Below are 24,647 nucleotides of genomic sequence, written 5' to 3' on the forward strand. Positions count from 1 at the left end.
GTACGCTCAGCCGGCCGACAGCCCGCTGAGAGGAAGCGCACACCGCTGTGACCGACAAGCCGTCCGAGGGCTCGTCCATATCGGACGAGGAATGGGAGAAGTTCGTCCGGGACGCCGCGAGCGACCCGGCCTCCGCCGCCCCCAAGGAACCCTCCGCCCGCGCCCGCATGGTCACCGAACGCCTGCGCCGGCAGGACGCCCGCGGGGAACTGCCCGCCGGCTGGCGTACCGGCCCCGCCTGGCAGGAGATGAACGGCCGGTCCGCACGCCGCCGGAAGGTGTGGAGCGTGCTCGGCGTGCTGCTCGCCGTCGCGGTGGCCGTGATCGCCCTCAAGCCGTCCGCCGCGCTGTCCTGGCTGCCCGGCGGCGCGGGAGCCGACGCGGACACGCCCTCGGCGTCACCGCTGGAGGGGGAGACGACCCGGCCCAGCGGCGCGCCCGCCGACGTGGCAGGTCAGCCCACCCGCAAGCAGCCGTTCGCCGGCTCCCCGGCCGAGCGCTGGGCCACCGGCGCGGACGCCATCGAGCTGCCGAAGGCCAAGGCCGTCAGCGGGGTCTCCGCCGCGCGCATCGAGAACGCGCTGCGGCTCACGAAGGAGTTCCTCGTCGCCGCCAACCTCGACCGCGATGTGCTGTACGGCGCCGAGCCGAAGCAGGCGCTGGCGCTGCTCGACCCGCTGTCGAAGGAGTACGTCGACAAGCTGCGCGCGGCCTTGCGCCGACCCAGCGTCAAGAACGACCCCAAGTGGAACTTCACCCGCTTCGACCCGGACGAGATCGAGCTCGTCGGCACCGAGGTGAGGGTGCGCGGCCGCATGACGGTCGAACCCGGCGAGGGCAAGGGCGGAAGGGCGCTGATCCGGGCCGACTACACCTTCGTGTACCCGGTGGCGAAGGCCGCAGGCGGCGAGGAGGTCACGCGCACGATCGTCCGCCGCGCCGTACAGGTGGACGTCGTCGACCCCGCCAAGTACCAGGCGACCGAGGGTCGCGTCTGGCTGCTCGACCACAGCAGCGAAATCGGCAACGACGCCTGCCGACAGGGTGACGGCTTCATCCATCCGAGGTTCCGGGCCGACCTGAACGCCGACCCCGAGCCGTCCGGTGACGTGGTGGACCCGTACGACCGCAGCAGAGGGCTGGACGACGCCGGGACGGACTCGGAGTGCGGCACGCTCTCGCGCACATGAGAGGACGGGCGGCATGAGAAGGGCCCCGCAGGCAGTGGCCGCGGGGCCCTTCTTCCGTCAGCACCGACGTCAGGGCAGCGTCGGTGCCTGGGGAGCGGCGCCGGGGGGGGGGTGCGCCGCTGGTCCTGTTGCGCAGAGCGGTCTCGGCCTCTGGCAATGAAGTTGTCGGTGCCGGGACTTACGGCCCGGACCAGGCGGTTTCTACGCATCGTGCTGGACGCACGCGGCCACCGCAACCGCTCGACCCAGCCCTGTACGCCGTCCGTGTTCCGTACGGTCTTCCCGCACGTCCGCCGGTCGGCCCCGGGCGTCCCCGGAGCCGACCCTCTTGGGTGACCGGGCTGCTGTCCCCTGCCGTCCGGTCACATACCTGGAGCGAGGTCCCACGGTGTACGGAGTGATCCGTACGCCTCATCGCTCCAGTGAGCCACGCGTGGTTTCCTTCGGGCCCGCCCCTGGCTGGCACGGACACCGGTACCAACGAAGGGGTGCGGGAGGCGTCACGCGCCGTACGAGTGAGGCGGGCCCCGAACTCAGATGCGACCGCGACACAGTTCGAGCAGCGTCATGGCGAGGGACGTGCCCGGCTTGCCCAGCGCCTCGCTGTAGTGGCTGAGGATCTCCATCTCGCGGGAGAGGTTCACCCGCCGGCCGCCGGAGGTGATCCGCGCCTCCTGGATCACGGCCGAGACGGCCATGCGTTCCTGGATCAGCCCGATGATCCGGTCGTCCAGGGCGTCGATGCGTTCACGGGCACCGGTGATCACGTCCGCTGCCTCGGTGGTGCGGGCGCCGGTCACGTCGATGGCGGTCATTTCGGGGCTCCTCGTAGACGGGGGCGGTGCCCCGGAGCGACAGGACCCGGAAACGCCAGACGCCCCGGACCTTGTCGGCCCGGGGCGCCTGGGAAGTCGCTTGTCAGTTGCTCAAGCAGCACGACCATGGCAGCCGGCGGGCCGGGTGCCATAGGTAAAGACGAAGGTCGGGTGCGTGAGCATGGGGTCAGTATGCCGGGCCGGTCGGGGACGTCCAACCCGGTTCGCATCCTGAGACGGGGTGCCCCCTCGACGGCCGGGACCACCCCCACGGCCACCCCGGTAGAATCGGCAGCACAGACCCCCGCCCAGCCGCCGGAAGGCAACCCGTGTCACCAGCGACCCCCGCTGCCACCGCCGCCCCCGACACCGTCCTGGTCGTCGACTTCGGTGCGCAGTACGCCCAGCTCATCGCCCGTCGCGTCCGCGAGGCCCGGGTCTACAGCGAGATCGTGCCGAGCACCATGCCCGTCGAGGAGATGCTCGCCAAGAACCCGGCGGCGATCATCCTCTCCGGCGGCCCGTCGTCCGTGTACGAGGAGGGTGCCCCCCGCCTCGACCGCGCGATCTTCGAGGCCGGCGTCCCCGTCTTCGGTATGTGCTACGGCTTCCAGCTCATGGCGCAGAGCCTGGGCGGGACGGTCGACAACACCGGTTCGCGCGAGTACGGCCGTACCGACCTCCATGTGTCGAAGTCGTCCTCCACCCTCTTCGAGGGCACCCCGGCCGAGCAGCACGTGTGGATGTCGCACGGCGACGCCTGCTCCGCCGCCCCCGAGGGCTTCACCGTCACGGCGTCCACGGACGTCGTCCCGGTCGCCGCCTTCGAGGACGACGAGAAGAAGCTGTACGGCGTCCAGTACCACCCCGAGGTCATGCACTCCACGCACGGCCAGCAGGTGCTGGAGCACTTCCTGTACCGGGGCGCGGGCCTGAAGCCGGACTGGACCACCGGCAACGTCATCGAGGAGCAGGTCGCGGCCATCCGCGAGCAGGTCGGCGACAAGCGCGCCATCTGCGGGCTCTCCGGCGGCGTGGACTCCGCCGTCGCCGCCGCCCTCGTCCAGAAGGCCATCGGCGCCCAGCTGACCTGCGTGTACGTCGACCACGGCCTGATGCGCAAGGGCGAGACCGAGCAGGTCGAGAAGGACTTCGTGGCCGCGACCGGCGTACAGCTGAAGGTTGTGGACGCCGAGGAGCGGTTCCTCAAGGCGCTCGCCGGGGTCTCCGACCCCGAGGAGAAGCGGAAGATCATCGGCCGCGAGTTCATCCGGGTCTTCGAGCAGGCGCAGGCCGAGATCATCGCGGACGAGGGTCCGGCGGTGGAGTTCCTCGTCCAGGGCACCCTGTACCCCGACGTGGTCGAGTCCGGTGGCGGCACCGGCACCGCCAACATCAAGTCCCACCACAACGTCGGCGGGCTGCCGGAGGACCTCGAGTTCAAGCTGATCGAGCCGCTGCGCAAGCTGTTCAAGGACGAGGTGCGGATGGTCGGCCAGGAGCTCGGGCTCCCGGACGAGATCGTCCAACGCCAGCCCTTCCCGGGCCCCGGCCTGGGTATCCGGATCGTCGGCGAGGTGACGAAGGAGCGGCTCGACCTGCTCCGCGAGGCCGACGCCATCGCCCGCGAGGAGCTCACCGCTGCCGGGCTCGACCGTGACATCTGGCAGTGCCCGGTGGTGCTGCTCGCGGACGTCCGCAGCGTGGGCGTGCAGGGTGACGGGCGGACGTACGGCCACCCGATCGTCCTGCGGCCGGTGTCGAGCGAGGACGCGATGACCGCCGACTGGTCGAGGCTGCCGTACGACGTCCTGGCGCGGATCTCGACCCGGATCACCAACGAGGTGCGGGACGTCAACCGCGTCGTCGTCGACGTGACGTCGAAGCCGCCGGGGACGATCGAGTGGGAGTGAGCCCCCTGGGATTTACGGGCGGGCTTTACGGGCCTTATGTGCGCTTGATCGTGCGCAGGGGCTCGCCGGGCTGCCAGATCTGGACCACGAGGTACTTGTCGTCCTCGACGTAGGTCCGCACGACCTCGGTGAGCTCGGTACGGAAGAGGTGGAACGGCTCCGGCGGTTCCACCTCTTCGCTGTACCCGGCCTTCACCGCCGGGTCCTCCACCTCGATCGCCCGCCCGGCGATCCGTACGTCACCGCCGCCCATGGACTGCCCCTCGCCGGGGTTCGCCTGGAGTGCGAAACGCGGGTCGCGGCGCAGGTCGAGCGCCTTGACCGAGTCCGGCATCATGCCGAGCCACAGTTCGCCGCCCAGGAAACGGACCTCCAGGCCGGTGGTGCGCGGGGAGCCGTCCTTGCGCAGGGTGGCGAGGACGTGGTGGCTGAAGGCGCCGAAGCGATCCTCCGCGAGGCGGGCGAGTTCCGGTTCCGCCTCGGTGAAAGTTGCCCAGTTCGCTGTCATACGGCGAGTGTGGCGTCGATACCCGACATCCGCTGTCTGGTTTCCGGGGCCGGGCGACGCGACGGGCGGGATCTTGAGATCTTGGGATCTTTACAGAACATCTCTGTTCTCCTGCGCTGACCGACGGTAGCTTCCGCCCCGTAAGCAACCCAGTGCTGGAGGACACATGCACGGGACGCCCCTCGGGCCCCTTCCGCCCTCGCCGCTGCCGACCGACCAGTTGCAGTTCGCGATGCCGCCGATGCACGAGTCCGTCGAGGACGAGCGCCGGCACCGCAAGGAACGGCTCGCGGGCGCGTTGCGGATCTTCGGACGGCTCGGGTTCGAGGACGGGGTCTCGGGCCACATCACCGCGCGCGATCCCGAGTACACCGACTGCTTCTGGGTGAACCCGTTCGGGATGCCGTTCAAGCACGTCACCGTCAGCGACCTGGTCCTCGCCAACTCGGAGGGGCAGGTGATCGACGGCCGCTACCACGTGAACCAGGCCGCCTTCACCGTGCACTCCCAGGTCCACGCCGCCCGCCCCGACGTCGTCGCGGTCGCCCACTGCCACTCGGTGCACGGGCGCGCGCTCGCGGCGCTGGGGGAGCTGCTGGACCCGATCACCCAGGAGAGCTGTGCCTTCTACGAGGACCACGCGCTCTACGACACGTACTCGGGGGTGGCCGTCGACGCCGCGGAGGGCCACCGCATCGCCGCCGCGCTCGGCTCCCGCAAGGCGCTCGTCCTGCGCAACCACGGGCTGCTGACCGTCGGCGACTCGGTGGACGCGGCGGCCTGGTGGTTCCTGTCGATGGAACGGTCCTGCCAGGTCCAGTTGACGGCGAAGGCGGCGGGGCGTCCGGTGCTGATCGAGCATCGGCTGGCGGTGGCCACGTGGGAGCAGTTGGGTGGGGATCTGGTGGCGTGGATCAACTATCAGCCGTTGTGGCAGGACGTGAGCCGGAGCGAGCCGGATCTGTTGAGCTGACGGGTGTCCGTTGCGCTGACATATGTTCTTTGTGCTGATAGGTGTCCGTTGTGCTGACGGGTGTCCGTTGAGCCGAAGGTTGGTTCGCAAGCGCCGTGATCAGAAACCCCGGAGGACGACCGCCTTCGTCATCGCGAACTCCTCGTCCGTGAGTACGCCGTCCCGGTGCAGTTCCCCCAGCTCCCGCAGCCTGCGCAGCAGTACGTCGTGGTGGTCGGGCGGGGGCGGGGGCGTGGCCTGGGGCGGGACGGACGCCGTCGGCTGGGGGCGGTCGGTGTATTCGACGCCGGTGCGGGTGGACGGGTGCGGCAGGCGGGCGGTGACCGCGGTGGCGACCAGGGCGGTGAGCAGGTCGCGGCGGGTGTTGCCCCACAGGTCCAGGGCGTACGGGTCCTTCTCCGGCGGCAGTTTGGAGAACACCGTCTCGCGGGTCACGAACCGCAGGAAGCCGTCCTCGTAGCCGGAGTTGGGCAGCCACTCGACCTGGACGAGGTCGCCGACGTCGATGATCCGCGGGCCGGTCGCCCGTTTCACCCGGTCGGCGGTGTCGGACCAGTCGATCCGCACCTGGGTGCCGTCGAAGGAGACCGTGCCGTCGGAGGAGCGGACGGAGACCGGGACCGGTGGGCCGGGGAGGAGGTAGGTCTTGGTCGGCTCCTTGGGGATCTGGTCCAGGAGCAGCGCGTGGCGGATCTCCTCGGCGACGTACTCGGCGACCCCGGCGCGGTCGACGTCCACCGCCAGCCGGTACGGATCCGCCGTGTCGGGCAGTCTGCCGCCGGTCGCGTGGAGCAGTGGGTCGGCGCCCTCACGCAGCCGTATCCGCAGCCGTCCGCGCTTGCGTTCGGGCTCGAAGACGATGCTCGCCACGGCCTCGAGGGGTACGGCGATCTCTCCGTACGTCTGCCGGAACAACGGCACGGAGCGGTGGAGTCCCGGCGTGATCCGGACCGTTGTGCCGTCGAAGGCCCAGGTCCCGTCGCGCTGGATGATCTCGGCCATACGGGAATTCTCGCAGCCGGGTCAACTCGGGGGGTCGGTCGTCACCCGCGCCGAGTGGGCCTGGCGGGGGTGGGGAGGGCAGGGGGAAGCTGTGGGGCGGCGGTGGGGCGCGGGTGTGGGGCACAATTCGCTGTCGTTGCAGGGGAGTTGTCGGTGGGGCGGGTGTCCGGACGAGGGGTGGCCGGAATTCGTGGTGGCCGGTATCTGAGACGGGCTGCCGATCGGGGGGCAGTGAGGCTATAAGGCCATGAGGTGATTTGGTCATTCGGGTCGGGTCACTGGTCGTGAGGTTGTGGGGAAGGCGGGCGTCGGGCATGGCGGTGCAGGAGGCGGGGCAGGGAGGCGGCTCGGCAGCGGGCGGGCATGGGGGTGGCTGCAGCTGTGGGGACTGTCCGCACGGGGCGCGTGCGGGGCATCGGCGGGCGGTCGCCGAGTTCCTGGTGAAGCGGGACGGGTTCGCGGCCGGGCGGGGGCTTCCGGCTGCCGTGGCCCATTCGGCCTCGGCCTCCCGGCAGTGGGTCTCCGAGGAGTTGACGCAGTCCGCGGAACTGGTCGCGGCTCGGGGGAGGGCCGAGGGCGAGGCGTGGCTGGCGCGGCTGTGGCTTCGTACGGCGACGGTCGTGTGGGCTCTGGTCGTGGTGCTGCTGCTCGTGCAGGCGTTCACGGCGATCGGCGCGGGGTGGACGTCGGCGCGTACGGCCGGGCTGCTGGCGGCGCTGGTGACGGCCGGGGCGCTCACCGCGGCGTCGTGGCTCCACCGGGCTCGGGGTGGTGCGCTGGCGCCCGTCATCGGTGAGGACAACCGGCTGTCCACGTCGCGTGCGGTCGCCGGGGCGTGGGTGCTGTTCGTGGCGTATGCCGTGCTCGTGCTGGTGGGGCGGCTCGCGGCGGCGTCCGGGCACGGGGAGCGCGATGCGCTGATCGCCGGGCTTGAGCTCGGGCGGGCCGCGGGTGTGGTGACCGTGCTCGCCGTGGTGTGCGCGATCGCGGTGCTGGTGCGGCGGGTGGTCGGGGTGCGGGTGCTCGGGCAGAGGCTGCAGAAGGTGCGGGCGGATCGGCCCCGGGCGGCGGATCTGCTGACGGACGACTCGGGGCGGGGGGCGTTCGCGGACATCCAGTACGTCGTGACCGGCGGGGTCGCGTTGCTGTTCGCGGCGGTGCGGTTGGCTCGGCGGCCGGATCAGTTGCCGGATCTGCCGTGGGGGTTGGCGGTGGTGGTGCTGATCTCGGCGGCGACGTATCTCGCCGGGAAGTACGCGGAGGGGGGTCGGCCGGTGATCCTCTCGGTGGTACGGGCGCGGGAGGCCGGGGATCTGGACGCGCCGATCCGTACGGGGGACGACGTCGAGATCCGGGGCGCCGGGTTTGTGCCGCCCGGGGCGCACGGGGCGGACCGGTTGTCGCGGGTGGTGGTGCGGGTCGGGGCGGTGCATGTGCGGGTGCCGTTGGTGCCGGTGGCCGGGGGGTTCAGCAACCCGACGGATGCGGTGCTTACGGTGCCGGTGCCTGCGGATGTGGAGCCGGGGCGGGTGGAGGTGCAGGTGGTTACTGCGGCGGGGGTGGAGACCAATCGGTACGTGATTGATGTGACTGAGTGACGGTTCGCTTTCGGTGGGTGGGGGTGGGCCGTGGGATGCCTGCGGCGGCCTGTGCGGCCTTGGTGGGGGTGCGCGTAGCGCCTGCGGGTGGGGTGTGGGTCGGGGCCGTGCCGGGGGGTGTCCGTCCTCGGACCGGCGGTTGGGCTTAGGCCGGGAGGTGCTGCGTGTTGACGCCGGCCACTGCGGGCGGACACCCCCCGGCACGTCCCCTTCCCGCCGTACGCGACCGCCGGGTGCGTGGGGGTACGCGGCCACCTCTCGGCGCCGGTCCCGGCATTCCGGCCCGTTTGGCGTTTGAGGGCGAGGTGGCGCCATCCCCGGTGGGCCGTCACCTCTGGACGCCGGTCCGGGCATTTCAGCCCGTCCGGCGTTTGAGGACGAGGCCCTTTCAGGGCCGAAGCGGGGGTCTGGGGGCGGCAGCCCCCAGGGACGGGACGGGTAGGGGCGGCGGGGGCGAGGAAAGGCTGGGGCGGCACGGGCGGCCCGCAAGGGCGGGCGAGCGATCCAATCCCACGCCAGCCACAGCGCTGGGGCGGCATTCTCCGACGGTGTCCGGTGTTGTCGTGGGGTTTCCTCTGGGCGGGGGGCGTCGGAAAATACGGGGCGGTACTGGATTGAGCGACGCAGCCACTGCGTACGTATCGTTCTTCGAGGGGTCACGGCACGGCGGGCGAGAGGCGGCTACGGGCGATGACTCACGGTATGCACACGGACACGCACTCCCCCTATCTCGACGGCGGCCGGGACTGGCGGGACACCGCCACCCGCTACGCACTCCTCCCGCTCCGCGTCTTCCTCGGCGTCACCTTCATCTACGCCGGCCTGGACAAACTCACCGACAGCGCCTTCCTGAAGGACTCCGGTTCGGGGTCGATCGGCGACATGATGCGTGCCGTTCGTGATACCGCGGCCATCCCCGACATGGTCGACATGGCTCTGGAGAGCCCCGTCGGTTTCGGCTACGCCATCGCCTTCGGTGAGCTGGCCGTCGGCATCGGCACGCTCATCGGGCTGCTCGCCCGTCTGGCGGCACTCGGCGGTGCACTCATCTCGCTGAGTCTGTGGTTGACGGTGAGCTGGGCCTCCGATCCGTACTACTACGGCAATGACCTGGCCTATCTGATGGCCTGGCTGCCCCTCGTGCTCGCGGGTGCCCCCATGTTCTCCGTGGATGCCGCACTCCGTGCGCGGCGACGGCAGCGGGCGGGGGGCTATCGGTAGCTCCGGTTGGCGGGACTGGCGGTAGTTCCGGTTGGTGGGGCTGCCGGCAGTTCCGGTTGGTGGGGCTGTTGGTGGCTTCGGTCGGTGGGGCTGTCGGTGGTGGGTGCCTGGTGTCTGTCCGTGGATCAGTGGGGGGCCTGCGGGTGTGGGTCGGGGGGTGTTGTAGTGGTTTCGTGGGGTGAGCGGCGGCGTTTGCGTATGCCTCGGGTCACCGCCGCCACCATGCCCGCCAGGAACAGGCCGCCCACGACCAGTGGGATCACCACGAACCACGGTGTCTCCCAGGCGTCGCCCGCGTCGCCGACGTAGATGATGCCCGTGAGGGTCAGGAACGTGCCGGCTACCAGCCTGCCGGGCTGGAACTCATGACGTAGCACGGCTCACCTCCGCCTGTCCCACGCCGACGCTGAGGTCGAGGTCCAGCGTGCCCGCCGTCTTGGTGCCGGTGGGTGGTTTCAGGGTCAGCTCCTTGTGCTTGCCCGGTGCCACGTCCACGTCTCGTTCGTCGTCGCCCGGCAACTGGATGTCTCCCACCCCTACGTCGATGCTCGCCTTCACGGTCACGTCCTTGGGGACGATCACCTTCATCTGGCCCACGCCCACATCGGCCCTGGTGGTCACGGTTTGGCCCTCGGTGAAGTCCACCTGGGTCAGGTCCAGGGTGCCGACGCCGGTGCCCAGGTCGTACTGCGGTCGGACGTCGGCAGCTGCGGCGGGTCGCCAGTCTCTTTCGATCCACTGGGTACTGATGTCCTTGGGCAGCGCTGCCGAGGCGGCCAGCAGGCCCGCCGTGATGATCGCCAGGAATATGGAGCCCGCCCCCGTGCGGCCCAGGAACGCGCTCACCGCTATGCCCAGGCCCAGGACGAGCAGCGCGCAGGACAGGCCGGTCTGCAGGCTGGTGCCGAGGGCGTGCTCCTCCCAGGTCGCGCTCGTGCCCAGGGCACCGGCGAGCAGGGCCAGCAGGAACACCCAGCCGCCGATCCAGCGGGGACCGCGCTGCTTCGGTGGACGAGGGCTTCGGGCGCGTATGTCCTCGCGGCTGTTCCACCTGGTGCCGAGGCCGATGTTGACGGCCGCGGCGATGTCGCGGTCGCCGGAGTCGCGGGGGCCCCACAGATAGCCGGTGCCGCCCTCGTGGGTGCCGTCCTTGACGATGGGGTCGCGCCACCAGGAGGGGTAGGCGGCGGGGGCCGGCGGTGCCTGGGCCTCCGGTGGGGCGTCGGCGACCGCCTGTGCGGCGAGCGGGTCGGGGTCGGTGGCGCCGCGGTGTCGGGACCAGTAGCCGGCACCCGCGAGGAGGAGGGAGAGCACGACGGCGAAGGCCAGCACGCCGCCGTTGCTCAGCAGTGTCAGGAACACGCCGCAGCCGACCAGCGCGAACAGCACGGCCGTCAGCGCCTGGCCGTCCACACGACCGGTCAGCAGTTTGCGCACCTCGTTCTGCTCCTCGTCGTCGTACGGGACGAAGAGCCAGGCGAAGCCGTAGAAGATCAGGCCGATGCCGCCGGTCGCGGAGAGCACGGCGAGGGTGATCCGGAAGATCACCGGGTCCATGTCGCACTGCCGCCCGAGCCCGGCGCACACGCCGGCCAGCATCTTGTCGCGCCGGTGGCGCCGGAACTTGTGCGGCGGGGCGAGTACGCCCGCTTCAGCGGACGCCTCTGCTTCCGCGCCCGCGTGTGCGCGCGGTTCCTCACCCGCGGCGCTCGCGGGTGACGGGCCGGACGGGGTGCCCGCGGTGGGCACGGCGTCCGGCCCGGGCACGGAGTCCGCGGCGTGCTGGTGATCTGTCATGTGTCCATGGTGACGGGCGGGTCGGCGTCGCGGGAGTCGGAATGACCCTGGTCGGACCCTGATATCCGCCCCGAGGTCGGGGCCGGGGAAGCGTTCGACGCGGCGGGCCTCGAAGATCAGGGGAGTCTCGGGGGTCGACCCTGATGCCTCGGTGGGCCGGTCGTGTGAACATCGATGGCATGCCGGAAGCCGCAGCAGCGCCACTCGTCGAACCGCGGCCGCCGCGCAAGCTCTACCGCAGCAGCGACGGACGCTGGCTCGGGGGCGTGGCGCGGGGGCTCGCCGGGCATCTCGGGCTGCCCGTCGTCTGGGTGCGGCTCGTCTTCGTCGGCCTGTTCATGGCGGACGGCCTGGGCGCGCTGCTGTATGCCGCGTTCTGGTTCTTCGTGCCGCTCGGCGTCGGCGGTGTCGGCGCGCAGCGGCCGTCGCCCTTCGCCACCGAGACGGCCGCCGACGGCCGCCGCAGACTCGTCGCCCGCAAGCCGGACAAGGGGCAGATCGTCGCGCTGCTCCTCATGGTCGTCGTGGCGATGGTCTTCGTCGGCAGCGTCGACCTGGGCAATGGCGCCAAGGCCTACCTCCTGCCCGCCGTGCTCGTCGGCGCGGGCGTCGCCCTGGTCTGGCGCCAGGCGGACAACGCCCGCCGGGCCCGCTGGATGGAGGTCGGCCGGCGTCGGCGCACCCTTACTCTGCTGCGCGCCGCGGCCGGCGTCGTGCTGGTCACGGCCGGCGTCTCCGGCATCTTCGTCCTGCAGGGCTCCGCCGCCCACCTCGGCTCCGTCCTGCAGGCGGCCCTGGCGGTCCTCGTCGGCATAACGCTCCTCGCGGGCCCCTACCTGGTGCGGATGACCCAGGACCTCTCCGAGGAGCGCCTGATGCGCATCCGCGCCCAGGAGCGCGCCGAGGTCGCCGCCCATGTCCATGACTCGGTGCTGCACACCCTGACCCTGATACAGCGCAACGCGGAGAACGCGAACGAGGTCCGCCGCCTCGCCCGCGCCCAGGAGCGCGACCTGCGCACCTGGCTCTACAAACCCGAGGGCACCGGCAAGGACGAGGCCGACGAACCCACCGACCTCGCCGACGCGGTCCGGCGCAACGCCGCAGAGATCGAGGACAAGCACGGCGTCCCCATAGAGGTCGTGGTCGTGGGCGACTGCCCGCTCGACGAGAAGATCGGCGCCCAGATGCAGGCCGCGCGCGAGGCGATGGTGAACGCCGCGAAGTACGGTGGCGAGGGCGGCGCCGTGCAGGTCTACGCCGAGGTGGAGGGGAAGACCGTCTTCGTGTCCGTCCGGGACCGCGGTCCGGGCTTCGACCTCGATTCGATACCCGCCGACCGCATGGGCGTCAGAGAATCGATCATCGGCCGCATGGAGCGCAACGGCGGTACGGCCCGGCTCCGGGCGGTACCGGGCGGCGGTACGGAGGTCGAGCTGGAGATGGAGAGGGTGGAGAAGACGTCATGAGCGAGCCGACCGAGGCGAACGAGCCCGTGGAGTCGACCGGCGACAGCGGCCCCGAGCGGCACGTGCGTGTGGTCCTCGTCGACGACCACCGCATGTTCCGTACGGGGGTCCAGGCCGAGATCGGCCGGACCGAGCAGACCGGCGTCGAGGTCGTCGGCGAGGCCGCGGACGTCGACCAGGCGGTCACGGTCATCACCGCGACCCGGCCCGAGGTCGTCCTCCTCGACGTGCACCTGCCGGGTGGCGGCGGGGTCGAAGTCCTGCGTCGCTGCGCCGCGTTGATGGCGGACACCGAGCAGCCCGTCCGCTTCCTCGCGCTGTCCGTGTCGGACGCGGCGGAGGACGTCATCGGGGTGATCCGGGGCGGTGCGCGCGGGTACGTCACGAAGACGATCACCGGTACCGATCTCGTCGACTCCGTCTTCCGGGTCCAGGACGGTGACGCGGTGTTCTCGCCGCGCCTCGCCGGGTTCGTGCTGGACGCGTTCGCGTCGACGGACGCGCCGCCCGTCGACGAGGACCTCGACCGGCTCACCCAGCGTGAGCGGGAGGTGCTGCGGCTGATCGCCCGTGGCTATGCGTACAAGGAGATCGCCAAGCAGCTCTTCATCTCCGTCAAGACGGTCGAGTCCCATGTCTCGGCGGTGCTGAGGAAGCTCCAGCTGTCCAACCGGCACGAGCTGACGCGGTGGGCGACGGCGCGGCGCCTGGTCTGAGCCCGGCCCGGTTCGCCGGGCGCAGACGCGCTCACGCCACCCGCGTCGCCCCCGCGAACGGCATCTCGTCGAGCGGGGCCACCCGGACCGGTGCGGACGGGTTCGGGGCGTGGATCATCTGGCCGTTGCCGATGTAGAGGCCCACGTGGCTGATGCTGGAGTAGAAGAACACCAGGTCGCCCGGGAGCAGTTCGGAGCGGGAGACGCGGCGGCCCGCGTCGATCTGGGCGTAGGTGGTGCGGGGCAGGGACAGGCCGGCCGAGCGGTAGGCGGCCTGGGTGAGGCCGGAGCAGTCGAAGGCATCCGGGCCGGTGGCGCCCCAGACATAGGGGCTGCCGAGCTTGGACTGGGCGTACGAAATGGCGGCTGCCGCCCGGGAGTTGGGGGCCTGCGCGGTGGCGGAGGAAGACAGGGCGTCGCGGGTGCCCGTCGAGGAGCGGGCGGCGCGGTCTGTGCTCTGCTGGAGCTGGGCGCTCTCCTGGGCGGTCAGCTGGGCGAGCAGGTTGCGGGCCGCGTCCAGCCTGCCCGTGATCGTGTTCTTGTGCCGTTGCAGTTCGGCCCGGCGGGACTTCAGTGTGGTCAGTTCGACGCGTGCGGCCCCGCGCAGTTGCTCGATCTCCCGTAGTTGCCGGCGTACTCCGGCGATGGACGTGGCCTGCCGGTTGCCGGCGCGTTCGGCGAACTCCGCTCCGTCGAGGTAGCGGTCGGGGTCGTTCGAGAGCGCGAGCTGAAGGGCCGGGTCGAGGCCGCCGTCGCGGTACTGTGCCGCGGCCATCGAACCCAGCGCCTCCCGGGCCGAGTTGAGCTTCTCCGTCCTGCGCGCGGCCTCGTCCTGCAGCGTCCTGATCCGCCGCTCGGCCGCGTCCGCCTTCTCCTTCGCACCGTTGTACTTCTCGGTGGCGACCTCCGCCTCCTGGTACAGCCTGTCCACCTTCGCCTTGACCTGTGCCGGCGTCAGCTGCGGTTCGGCGTGCCCGGTCCCGTCGAAGCCGGTCGCGCTCGCCGCGCCCGCCAGGGCGATCGTCCATGCCGTGCGGGCCGTATTGCCGCCGACCGAGCGCCGGCGGGGCTTTCGGTGCGCTGCCACGGGGACTTCACGTCCTTTCGTACGACCGCCTCGTCCTGTGACGTCCGCCAGAGCGGCGGGCGTGTGGCCGCCCCGTGAGAGCGGCGGACGAATGAGCGCCTGGGGGGAGCGGACATACGACCGCACCGGGGCGGGTTGCGCGTCCGGCGGCGGCCCACACAGGGGGAGCGGGCCGCCGCCGGACTTTTCTCGGCGGTGGTGTCCGACTGCCGCCCCTGGCCCGGGCGGCGGTGGGGAGCCGGTCACCTGGTGGAGGACGCTAAACCTCGGTGTGTCGGGTCGGTAACGCGTTGTGCGGAAGTGCCGGGAGCGGACCGGGGGATGGCCGTAAGTGACCGTGATCCCGGGATACGGGCGTCGGGTTCACGCGGGGTGATGACCGATGTGGCGGTTTCGGGGTTCGCGGGGGCGGCGGAGTGCTATGGGCCGCATATATGCAAGATCGGGAGTGGGGAGTGGGATGGGGAGGGGGCGAGGGTACGGGGGTGGGGTGAGGGGGACGGGCAGAGGGGAGTGGGGCGGTGTGGGGTGGGTTTTTGGCGCTGATTAGGCTCCGGCTCCATGGACGTACTCATCCATCTCTTCGTCGGCCTGCACATCATCGGGATCGCCGCGCTGCTCGGTGGTTTCCTCACCCAGATGAAGGCGATGGGCCGGGGCACCGCCCGCTTCGTCCCCGCGATGCTGCATGGCGCGCTGACCATGCTGGTCACCGGGGTGATCCTCGTCGGGCTCAATCAGGCGGACGATCAGCCCGTCAACAACATCAAGATCGGCGTGAAGCTGGCGCTGCTGGTCGTGATCCTCGGGCTCGTGTACGTGAAGCGGGACGAGGAGACGGTGGACAAGAGTCTGTTCGGCGTGGTGGGGCTGTTGACCACGGCGAACGTGTTCATCGCCGTGTTGTGGACGTGATCTCTGCGGACCAGGAGCCGGCGTAGGTCAGTACCGCGCCCGCGGTGACCGCCAGCCATGCCGCCACCGCGGTCCACAGAAGTGCCTCGCCGGGGGTCCTGAGCCACGGGACGTCGACCGCGGTGGCGACGGAGAGGGTCGCCGCCGCCGTCATGCCCATCGGGAAGACGGTTGCCCAGCGGCGTACGTCGTAGTGCGGCCGTGGCCAGGCGATCTCCGCGACGAGCAGGACGGCGTACCAGGCCAGGTCGAGTACCAGGAGGGCGACGGTCACGTTGCGGAGGACTCCGCTGTCGTCGTCGTTCCAGAGGTAGAGCTCGGCGCTGTCGGCGGCGATGAGCCTGGATCCGGCGAGCGCGGAGATGGCGAGGGCGCCGCCGGCCACCCAGTGGTCGCCGGGGCCGTGGGCCACTTGGCGTAGGTCGAAGCGGGTCAGGGCGATGGCGTAGAGCGGCAGGCCCAGCCAGAAGAGCGCCAGTGCCGCGTGGGCGAGCCATGCCGTGGTCCCGGTCGCGGCGAGTGTTGCGGCCAGGACGGCGAGGCCCTGGGTGGCCACGCAGCCGAGGAACACCGCGCCGGGCATGCGGCGGTGCCAGCGGCGTACGACGGCGGTGAGAAGGCCCGGCCAGAGCACGGCTGCCAGGGCGAGGAGCACCTTGGCGAGGGTCTGCCAGCCCAGGGTGGCGAACCGGGTGCCCAGGACCGTCGTTGCGGCGACGGCGGTCAGGGCGGCTGGGGTGGCCGCCTCCTTCGCCCATCCTGTGCGGTCCCATACGAGGCGCGCGACGAAGTCGGCGGCGAGCGCGAGCCAGGCTGCGCAGGCCAGGGCGAGGGCGATGCGGGACAGGGTCTCGTAGTCCGTCTGGTGCAGGGCCACCGAGAGGATGCCGGTGGCCATGACTGCGGCGCCGGCTGCGGGGGGACGTTGCGACCACCAGGTGCGGAGGGGGGATGTGGGGGTGGTGGGGGTCGTGGCGGCGGCGGGCATGGGGCCGATGCTAGGGAGCGGGGTGGTGGTTGCTGGTGGGGCACGCGCGTGGGTGGGGTGAAATACGCCCGTTGATCGCCGGTGGGGGTGCGCGGTGGGATGCCTGCGGCGCCTGTGCGGGTTTGGTGGGGGTTCGCGTAGCGCCTGCGGGTGGGGTGGGGGTCGGGGCCGTGCCGGGGGGTGTCCGTCCTCGGACCGGCGGCTGGGCTTAGGCCGGGAGGTGCTGCGTGTTGACGCCGGCCACTGCGGGCGGACAACCCCCGGCACGTCCCCTTGCCGCCGTACGCGGCTGCCGCGACGTAGGGGTGCGCCCGAGCCGGGGCCGTAACGACGCCACGCGCGCGTGTGCAGTCATTGCTCCACGCGCGCGTGTCTGCGTCAGGCGGGGCGGACCACGCTGTGGATCGACGACTCCCCGTCGTAGTAGATCGACTCCTCGCGGACGTACGTGCCGGGCTTCGGGGCGTGGATCATCATGCCGTTGCCGATGTAGATGCCCACGTGGGTGACGTCGTCGTAGAAGAAGATCAGGTCGCCGGGCTGGGCGTTGGCGAGGGAGACCGTGGTGCCGGCGTTGACCTGGTCGTAGGTGACGCGGGGGATGTCCACGCCGGCGGCCTTCCAGGCGGCCTGGGTGAGGCCGGAGCAGTCGTAGGAGTCGGGGCCGGTGGCGCCCCAGACGTACGGCTTGCCTATCTGGGAGCGGGAGAAGGCCAGGGCCTTCTCGGCCTTCGTGGCGTACGAGGAGTCCGACGCGGAGGAGTCCGAGGATTCCGAGGAACTCGAGTCGGATGCCGACTCGCTGCTCTCCTGCTGCTGCTGGGCGGCGGCCTCCTGGCGTTGGCGCTCGGCCTCGGCCTCCGCCTGCTGGCGGGCCAGCTCCGCGGCCTTGCGGGCGGCCTCCTCCTGCTTGCGCTTCTCGATCGCGGCCAGGCGGGCCTTCTCCTCCGCCGTCAGCTTGGAGAGGAGTTCGCGTGCGTCGGACAGTTTCGTCTGGACCGTGGACTTGGCGGTCTGCAGGTCGTTCTGCGACTCGGTGAGCGTCTCGAGGCTCTGGGTGGCCTCCTGGCGCTTCTTCATCGTCGCGGACTGCTGCGTGAAGTAGTCGTCGACCGCTTCCTTCTGACGGCCGGTCAGGCGGTCCATCAGCTGGGTCTGGTCGAAGTAGTCCTGCGGGGTGTCCGCCAGGAGGAAGGTCGCCGTGTCGGGGGCGGCGGCTCCGGTGCGGTACTGGGCGGCCGCGAAGGTACCCAGTTCCTCGCGCGCCTCGTTGAGTTCCTGGGTGCGCTTGGCGACGTCGTCGAGGAGGGTGTCGACGCGCTTGCGCTGCTTCGCGGTCTTCTCCTTGGCCGCGTTGTAGTTCTCGGTCGCCGACTCCGCCTGGCGGTAGAGGTCGTCGACCTTCTTCTCGACTTCTTCGAGGCTCGGCCTGTCGTCCGTCGAGGGGCTCGCGTTGGCCGTCTGGGACAGCAGGGCCACGGAGGTGAGGGCCGCTGTGGCGAGGGCGGGGGTCCGTATGCCTGCTACGCGCGTACCAGCGGGACGCGACTTGCGGTGCGACGCCAAGGGAGGCGACTCCTTCCGTGCTCCGCCTACCGAGTTAGCTGTCGGGTTCGGGCGGGTGTTCCGGAAGGGTTGCCCTACGGCCGTCCCGGGAGGGAAGTCAGGCCGATTCACCCCAAGTTCGGTGGGTCCCCGGCTCCGGCTGCGCGGCGGCGCAACGGACTCGGCGGAGGCCGCGCGGCCCGGCGACGTTCGCCGGTGGAGGTCGTACGGCCTGCCCGGCACGGTAGCCAACTCGTGTGGCGCCTGTGAAGGTTGATGTTCGATATGCCCGATACATTTTCGTGACCTTGATGCGGTTCGCCGCGGACGGTGGTTGGTTGGGGCTTGTCTGGGGCGGCTTGGTCGTATTTGCGTTGTGAGGCGTGTCTCTTTGAGTGGCGGTCGCGGATCGTGACGGGGTGGTCGTGGAGGGTGAGAGCGGGCCCTGGGCGGGTTCCGTTCGAAGATCATCGGGTTTGGGAACGGGAGATGTTCTCGGGGCGGCGGCGGGCTGTCAGTGGGGCGCCCTAGACTCGGAGAGCGATGAGCAGCCTCTTTGACGACAGCTTCCTGGCGGATCTCCAGGCCCCACGGGCCCACGGGGAAGAACCCCCGCCACCGCCCGAGGACGATCACGCTCCGGAACCGGTTCCGGACGATCTGTTCGGCGGGAAGTTCGACGTGCCTCCGGACCGGGACGCGTACTACCGCGACGGCGCCCCGCGCCCGGCCATCGACGCGGCCGCGCTGCTGGAGGGGCTGAACGAGAACCAGCGGGCGGCCGTCGTCCACTCGCACACTCCGCTGCTCATCGTGGCCGGCGCCGGCTCCGGCAAGACGCGGGTGCTCACCCACCGCATCGCCCACCTGCTGGCCGAGCGGAACGTGCATCCGGGGCAGATCCTCGCGATCACCTTCACCAACAAGGCCGCGGGCGAGATGAAGGAGCGGGTCGAGCAGCTCGTCGGTCCGCGCGCGAACGCGATGTGGGTGATGACCTTCCACAGCGCGTGCGTGCGCATCCTGCGCAGGGAGAGCAAGAGGCTCGGGTTCACCTCGTCCTTCTCGATCTACGACGCCGCCGACAGCAAGCGGCTGATGGCGCTCGTCTGCCGGGATCTCGATCTCGACCCCAAGCGGTTCCCGCCCAAGTCCTTCAGCGCCAAGATCAGCAACCTGAAGAACGAGCTGATCGACGAGGAGGACTTCGCCGCCCAGGCCTCGGACGGCTTCGAGAAGACCCTCGCCCAGGCGTATGTCCTTTACCAGTCGCGGTTGCGGGAGGCCAACGCCCTCGACTTCGACGACCTGATCATGACGACGGTCAATCTGCTGCGCGCCTTCCCGGACGTCGCCGAGCACTACCGCCGCCGCTTCCGGCACGTCCTCGTCGACGAGTACCAGGACACCAACCACGCCCAGTACGCGCTCGTGCGCGAACTCGTCGGCACCCGCGAGCATCCCGTCGACGTTCCGCCCAGCGAGGACGACATCCCGCCCGCCGAGCTGTGTGTCGTGGGTGACGCCGACCAGTCGATCTATGCCTTCCGGGGCGCCACCATCCGCAACATCCTCCAGTTCGAGGAGGACTACCCGGACGCTACGACGATCCTGCTGGAGCAGAACTACCGCTCCACCCAGACGATCCTCACCGCCGCCAACGCCGTCATCGAGCGCAATGAGTCCCGCCGGCCCAAGAACCTGTGGACCAACGCGGGCGCGGGCGCGCGCATCACCGGCTATGTCGCGGACACCGAGCACGACGAGGCGCAGTTCGTCGCCGACGAGATAGACCGACTGACGGACTCGGGGGACGCGAAGGCCGGCGACGTCGCCGTCTTCTACCGGACGAACGCCCAGTCCCGTGTCTTCGAAGAGGTCTTCATCCGCGTCGGCCTGCCCTACAAGGTCGTCGGCGGGGTCCGGTTCTACGAGCGCAAGGAGGTCCGGGACGTCCTGGCCTACCTGCGGGTGCTCGCCAACCCGGAGGACACGGTGCCGCTGCGCCGGATCCTCAATGTTCCCAAGCGGGGCATCGGCGACCGCGCCGAGGCGATGATCGACGCCCTGTCGCAGCGCGAGAAGATCAGCTTCCCGCAGGCGCTCAAGCGCGTCGACGAGGCGTACGGCATGGCCGCGCGGTCGACCAACGCCGTCAAGCGGTTCAACACGCTGATGGAGGAGCTCCGTACGATCGTCGAGTCCGGCGCGGGACCGGCGACGGTCCTGGAGGCCGTGCTCGAACGCACCGGCTACCTCGCCGAGCTGCAGGCCTCCACCGACCCGCAGGACGAGACCCGCATCGAGAACCTCCAGGAACTCGCGGCCGTGGCCCTGGAGTTCGAGCAGGAGTCCGGCGAGGGCGAGGCCTCCGGCGGGCTCGCCGACTTCCTGGAGCGGGTCGCCCTGGTCGCCGACTCCGACCAGATCCCCGACGAGGACGAGGACGGCTCCGGTGTCATCACCCTGATGACCCTGCACACCGCCAAGGGCCTGGAGTTCCCGGTCGTCTTCCTCACCGGCATGGAGGACGGCGTCTTCCCCCACATGCGCTCCCTCGGCCAGACCAAGGAGCTGGAGGAGGAGCGGCGCCTGGCGTACGTCGGCATCACGCGCGCGCGTGAACGGCTGTATCTGACGCGCTCGTCGATGCGCAGCGCGTGGGGGCAGCCGTCGTACAACCCGCCCTCCCGCTTCCTGGAGGAGATCCCGGCGGCGCACGTGGACTGGAAGCGCACGGGGGCGACCGCGCCGGTGTCCTCGGGTCCCGCGGCCGGTGTGGCGGCCTCGCTGTCGTCGTCCCGCTCGCGTTCGTCGGCGTCGGGTGCGTCCGGGTTCGCGACGCGGCGGACTGCGGAGAAGCCGGTCGTCGCGCTGGCAGTCGGGGACCGGGTCACGCACGACCAGTTCGGGCTCGGCACCGTGATGGCGGTCAAGGGCACGGGCGCGAACGCCGAGGCGACGATCGACTTCGGGGAGGCCAAGCCGAAGCGGCTGCTGCTGCGGTATGCGCCGGTGGAGAAGCTGTAGCACCCGCATGTATGGGCCCCCGCTGAAGGGCGGGGGCCCACAGGGAAGTTACTTGCGTCGAACTACGACGGGTCCAGGCCGTGGCTCCGCAGCCAGGCCAGGGGGTCGATCGCCGAGCCGCCGCCCGGCCGGACCTCGAAGTGCAGGTGCGGGCCGGTCGAGTTGCCGGAATTGCCCGAGTATGCGATCGGGTCGCCGGCCTTGACCTCGGTACCGGAGGCGACGCGGTAGCTGGAGAGGTGGCAGTACCACGTCTCCGTGCCGTCCTTCGCGGTCACGATCATCATGTTGCCGTAGGCGCTGTTCCACTGCGTGCGGACGGTGCCGTCGGTCGCGGCCATCACCGTCGTGCCGTACGAGACGGGGAAGTCGATGCCGGTGTGTACGGACATCCAGTTGATGCCGGACTGGCCGAAGTAGGCGCTGAGGCCGTGCTGCGCGACCGGAACCGCGAACTTCGGGCGCAGCCGCTCCTTGCGCGCCGCTTCCTCGGCAGCCTTCTTCTTCTCGGCCGCCTGCTGGGCCCTGAGGTCGATGCGCTCCTGCGTACGGCTGGCGCGGTCGGCGAAGTCGTCGGCGCCGGCGGAGAGGCTCTCGAGCTGGGTGTCCAGCTTGTTGTTCGCGGTGGACGGCTTGACGGAGGTCGCGTCGGACGCGGTCGTCGCCGTGTCCTTGTCGCCGGTCAGGGTGCCGACGGAGGCGGCGGCGATCCCCGCGACACCCATCACGCACGCCGAGGGCACGGCGACGGTCAGCAGCGCGGAGCGCTTGGGGGGCGTACGGCGGCGGGAGCGGGACCCGCTGCGGGAGGCGGCGCGCGGAGAGGGGACCGGGGCGGCCTCCTCCTGGTCGTCCAGGAGCGGGGCGGCGTCGGGGAGTTCACCGGGGGCGGTCAGCTCGGCGTCGTGCTGGGCGACGCTGTCGTAGCCGGACGGGTCGGCGTAGTTCGCCGGGTCGTCGTACGCCGGGTCGTCGTACGCCGTGTCGTCGTACGACGTGGGGACGCCGTGCTCGATCTGCTCGAAGTGGGCGGTCGCCTGCTGATCGAAGGATTCTGCTGACTGCTCGTACGTGTCGGCCGCCTGCGGGGAGCCGCCGTCTGAGTTCCACTGGGTGGCGTCGTACGTGCCGGTCTCGAAGGTCTGCGTGCCCCATTCCCACTGCTGGGTCTGGTCGGCCGGGGCGCCGGCCTGATCGGGCTGGAGCCAGGCGCTCGCGTCCCACTGGCCGGAGGCGTCGTGGCCGGTGGCCTGGTGCGGGACGAAGGGGAGCTGCTGGTGGCCGGTCGTCCAGGATGTGTTGTCGTACGCGCCGGAGTCGTAGGCGGCGTGGTGCTGGGCCGCGTAGGCGTCGTAGTTCAGGGTGTGCTGGCTGCCGGTGGACCACTGTGTGGCGTCGTACGCGCCCGTGCTCTCCCCGGGGAGGCTGCCGAACAGGGGGTCCGCGTCGAAGGTCGCGGTGGTGTGGCCGGTGGCGTCGAATCCGGTGGCGTGGTACGCACCGTACGTGGTGGAGTCACCGTAGTGGGCTTCCTGGGAGCCGTACGACGCGTAGTGCGCCGAGGCGGCATCGGAAGCCGAAGCCGGGGAGGTCATGGTCCCCGACGGGTGACGATCGTTCACCAACTTCTCTCTCGCCTCGACAACAGGGGCTGCCAGAGCAGTGCGGTGACTGTACCCGGCGGTATGCGGGCACGACAATCTTCGTCAGGTTTCGCGCGCGCAGGAAACGGGCATTCGGCCGTGTTTTGGCGGACTGCGGGCGCGAGTTTGGCTTTGTGTTCGAAGTTTGTTCGATGCCTCTCGGCTGTCCCGAGGCTGTGCGGCGCGTTTGAAGAGGGACCGTCACGCCACCGTCAGGCCGCCGGACCGGGCGGCGGTCTCGGCTCCTGTCCCTGCCGAGTCGAGAGCCTGCCGTATTCCGGTCGCCACGGCCGGGTGCACCGGCAGCGCGAGGTGGCCGATGCCGCTCACGCGGACGTTCTGCGCCATCAGGTCCGGGTGGTCGATGCAGGCCGTCTCCAGCGGGTCCATCAGGTGGTCGAGGTCGCTCCAGAAGCTCACGAAGTGCGTACGGCAGCCGGGCGCGGGGCGGGCCAGCTCCTCGAGGACCGGTGAGCCGGGGCGCATCTGGCGCACGATGGGGTGCGCGTTGGCCAGCGGGACGACGCTGGTGCCGGAGTGCGGTGTGCCCAGCGTGACGAGCGTACGGACCCTGAGGTCACCGCCGAGGCACTGCACGTAGTAACGCGCTATGAGCCCGCCGAGGCTGTGCCCGACGATGTCGACCTGCCGGCTGCCGGTGCGCTCGCAGATCTCCTCTATGTGCCGGCCGAGCAGCTCTGCGGCGGTGCGGATGTCGCAGGTCAGCGGGGAGTAGTTGAGCGACTCGACCTGGTGCCTGCCGTGCTGGGCGAGGTTGCGGCGCAGCAGGACGAAGACCGAGCGGTTGTCTATGAAGCCGTGCAGCAGGACGACCGGGGGGTTGGTCTCCGTCGGCAACTGGGCGGCGCCCGGGGAGTCCGGGGAGCCGGGTGCGGGGAGCGCGGGGGTCGTCCGGCGCTCCTGGGTGATGCCGGACGGATACAGGAGCAGGTGTCCGGCGAGGATCGCGATCTCCAGGGCGGTCGCCTTCAGCAGGGCCAGGGAGAGGCCGGCCAGCCTGCTCGGGAGCAGGCGCCGACAGAGCGGAAGAAAGGGGAGTGCTGCTCCGGTGACCTTCATGGCCGACCTCCTTGCGGCACGCAGGAGGACGGCTCCGGCCCCCGTGTGCCCTCGTGGGAAGTCGCGGCGGAGGGTACCGGCGAGGCGTACGGAGGACGCATGGGGCAAGCGAGGCGCGTGCCGTGAGCCGGCCTGGTCGGCCATGGTGCGCCGGTGAACTGACGAGGGTCCCTGCCGGTGTGGCGACGAGGCTCCCCGCTGTCGTGCCTTACCTGCCCTACGTGCCCTTCGTGCCAACGTCGATGCGCCGCACCATCACGTCGCGCGGCCCTGCGGCGCGGTGGTGCGGCGACCTCGTTGCGGCTCCCGTTGCGCGTGGTCCCGCTGCGACGCGTGGGCCGCGTACTGCTGCGGCCCGTGTGCCGCAGTGATGTGGAACGGTGCGCGGCGAACGTGTCCCACCGTGTGATTTCCCCCTCGGTCAGTGCCGCGAAACTGCCGGTTGCGGGATGCTGGCGATAACGTTCGTTCACTTCCCCGGGCGGTGTGGCCCGGGCGTCCGTGCCGAGATGGCGCGTCCGGCGCGGTGAGCGGCGGAAAAGTGCGATACCCGCACCATGTATGACATGTGCGCCGTGTGCGGCATAACTCATATGCGAGCGGTAGTCGTCGGTACGGATGGATGTAGTCGCTTCATGGAGGCAGTGATGGGTGTGGCAGCCGGTCCGATCCGCGTGGTGGTGGCCAAGCCGGGGCTCGACGGCCACGATCGGGGAGCCAAGGTGATCGCGCGGGCGCTGCGCGACGCCGGCATGGAGGTCATCTACACCGGGCTCCACCAGACACCCGAGCAGATCGTCGACACCGCGATCCAGGAGGACGCCGACGCGATCGGCCTCTCCATCCTCTCCGGCGCCCACAACACCCTCTTCGCCGCGGTGATCGAGCTCCTCAAGGAGCGGGACGCGGAGGACATCCTCGTCTTCGGTGGCGGGATCATCCCCGAGGCGGACATTCCCCCGCTGAAGGAGAAGGGCGTCGCGGAGATCTTCACGCCCGGGGCGACGACGCAGGCGATCGTGGACTGGGTGCGGGCGAATGTCCGTCAGCCGGCTGCCTCCGGCGGTTGAGCGGCTGCCTCCGGCGGTGGGCCCGGCTTCTCGTGCGGGTGGGCTGAAGCGACTGTCCCTGGGGGCCGGCGCCGCCAGGCCCCCGAT

General features: G+C 70.7%; 19 protein-coding genes, 1 pseudogene and 1 riboswitch. Of the genes and pseudogenes, 10 read left to right on the plus strand and 10 right to left on the minus strand.

Annotated features, from left to right (window positions below; genetic code table 11):
• Window positions 1-47: 47 nt before the first annotated feature.
• Window positions 48-1,190: a hypothetical protein gene (locus tag EJ357_RS28215; protein ID WP_126394338.1), complete on the plus strand. Its 1,143-nt coding sequence runs from the start codon at window positions 48-50 to the stop codon at window positions 1,188-1,190.
• 533 nt (window positions 1,191-1,723) lie between these two features.
• On the opposite strand, the pseudogene EJ357_RS28220 reads toward EJ357_RS28215, so the two are convergent.
• Window positions 1,724-2,014, minus strand: a pseudogene (locus EJ357_RS28220) (chorismate mutase); the annotation flags it as partial.
• Between the two features lie 320 nt (window positions 2,015-2,334).
• On the opposite strand from EJ357_RS28220, the gene guaA reads away from it, so the two are divergent.
• Window positions 2,335-3,918, plus strand: a complete 1,584-nt coding sequence (gene guaA, locus EJ357_RS28225) for a glutamine-hydrolyzing GMP synthase (protein ID WP_126394340.1) — start codon at window positions 2,335-2,337, stop codon at window positions 3,916-3,918.
• Between the two features lie 34 nt (window positions 3,919-3,952).
• Here the strand turns inward: guaA and EJ357_RS28230 are convergent, their stop codons facing one another.
• Window positions 3,953-4,426, minus strand: coding sequence for a pyridoxamine 5'-phosphate oxidase family protein (locus tag EJ357_RS28230; RefSeq protein ID WP_126394341.1), 474 nt, complete (start codon window positions 4,424-4,426; stop codon window positions 3,953-3,955).
• A gap of 166 nt (window positions 4,427-4,592) precedes the next feature.
• Between EJ357_RS28230 and EJ357_RS28235 the strand changes: the two genes are divergently transcribed.
• Window positions 4,593-5,399 (plus strand): class II aldolase/adducin family protein, encoded by an 807-nt coding sequence (locus EJ357_RS28235; protein ID WP_126394342.1) that lies wholly within the window; start codon window positions 4,593-4,595, stop codon window positions 5,397-5,399.
• Between the two features lie 99 nt (window positions 5,400-5,498).
• Here EJ357_RS28235 and EJ357_RS28240 read toward each other — a convergent pair whose 3' ends face one another.
• Window positions 5,499-6,401: a DUF4429 domain-containing protein gene (locus tag EJ357_RS28240; RefSeq protein ID WP_126394343.1), complete on the minus strand. Its 903-nt coding sequence runs from the start codon at window positions 6,399-6,401 to the stop codon at window positions 5,499-5,501.
• A 314-nt stretch (window positions 6,402-6,715) separates the two neighbouring features.
• Here EJ357_RS28240 and EJ357_RS28245 point away from each other — a divergent pair, with 314 nt between their 5' ends.
• Both EJ357_RS28245 and EJ357_RS28255 read left to right on the plus strand, forming a co-directional pair.
• Window positions 6,716-7,999 carry a hypothetical protein gene (locus EJ357_RS28245; RefSeq protein WP_126394344.1) on the plus strand — a complete coding sequence of 428 codons (1,284 nt, stop codon included), beginning with the start codon at window positions 6,716-6,718 and terminating at the stop codon, window positions 7,997-7,999.
• Window positions 8,000-8,689: 690 nt separating this feature from the next.
• Window positions 8,690-9,220, plus strand: coding sequence for a DoxX family protein (locus tag EJ357_RS28255; protein WP_126394345.1), 531 nt, complete (start codon window positions 8,690-8,692; stop codon window positions 9,218-9,220).
• Window positions 9,221-9,345: 125 nt separating this feature from the next.
• Here the strand turns inward: EJ357_RS28255 and EJ357_RS28260 are convergent, their stop codons facing one another.
• The gene (locus tag EJ357_RS28260) at window positions 9,346-9,597 is read right to left on the minus strand and encodes a hypothetical protein (protein ID WP_126394346.1); all 252 of its coding nucleotides are present in this window, start codon (window positions 9,595-9,597) and stop codon (window positions 9,346-9,348) included.
• On the minus strand, window positions 9,584-11,017 hold the full coding sequence (locus EJ357_RS28265; protein ID WP_126394347.1) for a PspC domain-containing protein: 1,434 nt from the start codon (window positions 11,015-11,017) through the stop codon (window positions 9,584-9,586). Before EJ357_RS28265 ends, EJ357_RS28260 begins: the two co-directional genes overlap by 14 nt.
• A gap of 143 nt (window positions 11,018-11,160) precedes the next feature.
• On the opposite strand from EJ357_RS28265, the gene EJ357_RS28270 reads away from it, so the two are divergent.
• Both EJ357_RS28270 and EJ357_RS28275 read left to right on the plus strand, forming a co-directional pair.
• Complete coding sequence (locus EJ357_RS28270; RefSeq protein WP_175647549.1) at window positions 11,161-12,486, plus strand: ATP-binding protein; 1,326 nt, start codon at window positions 11,161-11,163, stop codon at window positions 12,484-12,486.
• Entirely contained in the window at window positions 12,483-13,202 is a 720-nt protein-coding gene (locus EJ357_RS28275; protein ID WP_126394349.1) for a LuxR C-terminal-related transcriptional regulator, read from the plus strand. Before EJ357_RS28270 ends, EJ357_RS28275 begins: the two co-directional genes overlap by 4 nt.
• A gap of 31 nt (window positions 13,203-13,233) precedes the next feature.
• On the opposite strand, the gene EJ357_RS28280 is transcribed toward EJ357_RS28275, so the two are convergent.
• Entirely contained in the window at window positions 13,234-14,289 is a 1,056-nt protein-coding gene (locus EJ357_RS28280; protein ID WP_126394350.1) for a C40 family peptidase, read from the minus strand.
• 561 nt (window positions 14,290-14,850) lie between these two features.
• Here EJ357_RS28280 and EJ357_RS28285 point away from each other — a divergent pair.
• Window positions 14,851-15,204: a hypothetical protein gene (locus tag EJ357_RS28285; RefSeq protein WP_126394351.1), complete on the plus strand. Its 354-nt coding sequence runs from the start codon at window positions 14,851-14,853 to the stop codon at window positions 15,202-15,204.
• Here EJ357_RS28285 and EJ357_RS28290 read toward each other — a convergent pair.
• Both EJ357_RS28290 and EJ357_RS28295 read right to left on the minus strand, forming a co-directional pair.
• Complete coding sequence (locus tag EJ357_RS28290; protein ID WP_126394352.1) at window positions 15,182-16,192, minus strand: tellurite resistance/C4-dicarboxylate transporter family protein; 1,011 nt, start codon at window positions 16,190-16,192, stop codon at window positions 15,182-15,184. The genes EJ357_RS28285 and EJ357_RS28290 overlap by 23 nt on opposite strands.
• 378 nt (window positions 16,193-16,570) lie before the next feature.
• Window positions 16,571-17,758: a C40 family peptidase gene (locus EJ357_RS28295; protein ID WP_126394353.1), complete on the minus strand. Its 1,188-nt coding sequence runs from the start codon at window positions 17,756-17,758 to the stop codon at window positions 16,571-16,573.
• A gap of 8 nt (window positions 17,759-17,766) precedes the next feature.
• Window positions 17,767-17,920, minus strand: a riboswitch (cyclic di-AMP (ydaO/yuaA leader).
• A 360-nt stretch (window positions 17,921-18,280) separates the two neighbouring features.
• Between EJ357_RS28295 and pcrA the strand changes: the two genes are divergently transcribed.
• Window positions 18,281-20,767, plus strand: coding sequence for a DNA helicase PcrA (gene pcrA, locus EJ357_RS28300; protein WP_126394354.1), 2,487 nt, complete (start codon window positions 18,281-18,283; stop codon window positions 20,765-20,767).
• Between the two features lie 62 nt (window positions 20,768-20,829).
• Here the strand turns inward: pcrA and EJ357_RS28305 are convergent, their stop codons facing one another.
• Window positions 20,830-22,362, minus strand: a complete 1,533-nt coding sequence (locus tag EJ357_RS28305) for a M23 family metallopeptidase (protein ID WP_126394355.1) — start codon at window positions 22,360-22,362, stop codon at window positions 20,830-20,832.
• A 249-nt stretch (window positions 22,363-22,611) separates the two neighbouring features.
• Window positions 22,612-23,490, minus strand: coding sequence for an esterase/lipase family protein (locus EJ357_RS28310; RefSeq protein WP_126394356.1), 879 nt, complete (start codon window positions 23,488-23,490; stop codon window positions 22,612-22,614).
• A 647-nt stretch (window positions 23,491-24,137) separates the two neighbouring features.
• On the opposite strand from EJ357_RS28310, the gene EJ357_RS28315 reads away from it, so the two are divergent.
• Complete coding sequence (locus EJ357_RS28315; protein ID WP_126394357.1) at window positions 24,138-24,560, plus strand: cobalamin B12-binding domain-containing protein; 423 nt, start codon at window positions 24,138-24,140, stop codon at window positions 24,558-24,560.
• The last annotated feature ends 87 nt before the right edge of the window (window positions 24,561-24,647 follow it).

It is taken from the genome of Streptomyces cyaneochromogenes (assembly GCF_003963535.1).
GTDB lineage: Bacteria > Actinomycetota > Actinomycetes > Streptomycetales > Streptomycetaceae > Streptomyces > Streptomyces shaanxiensis.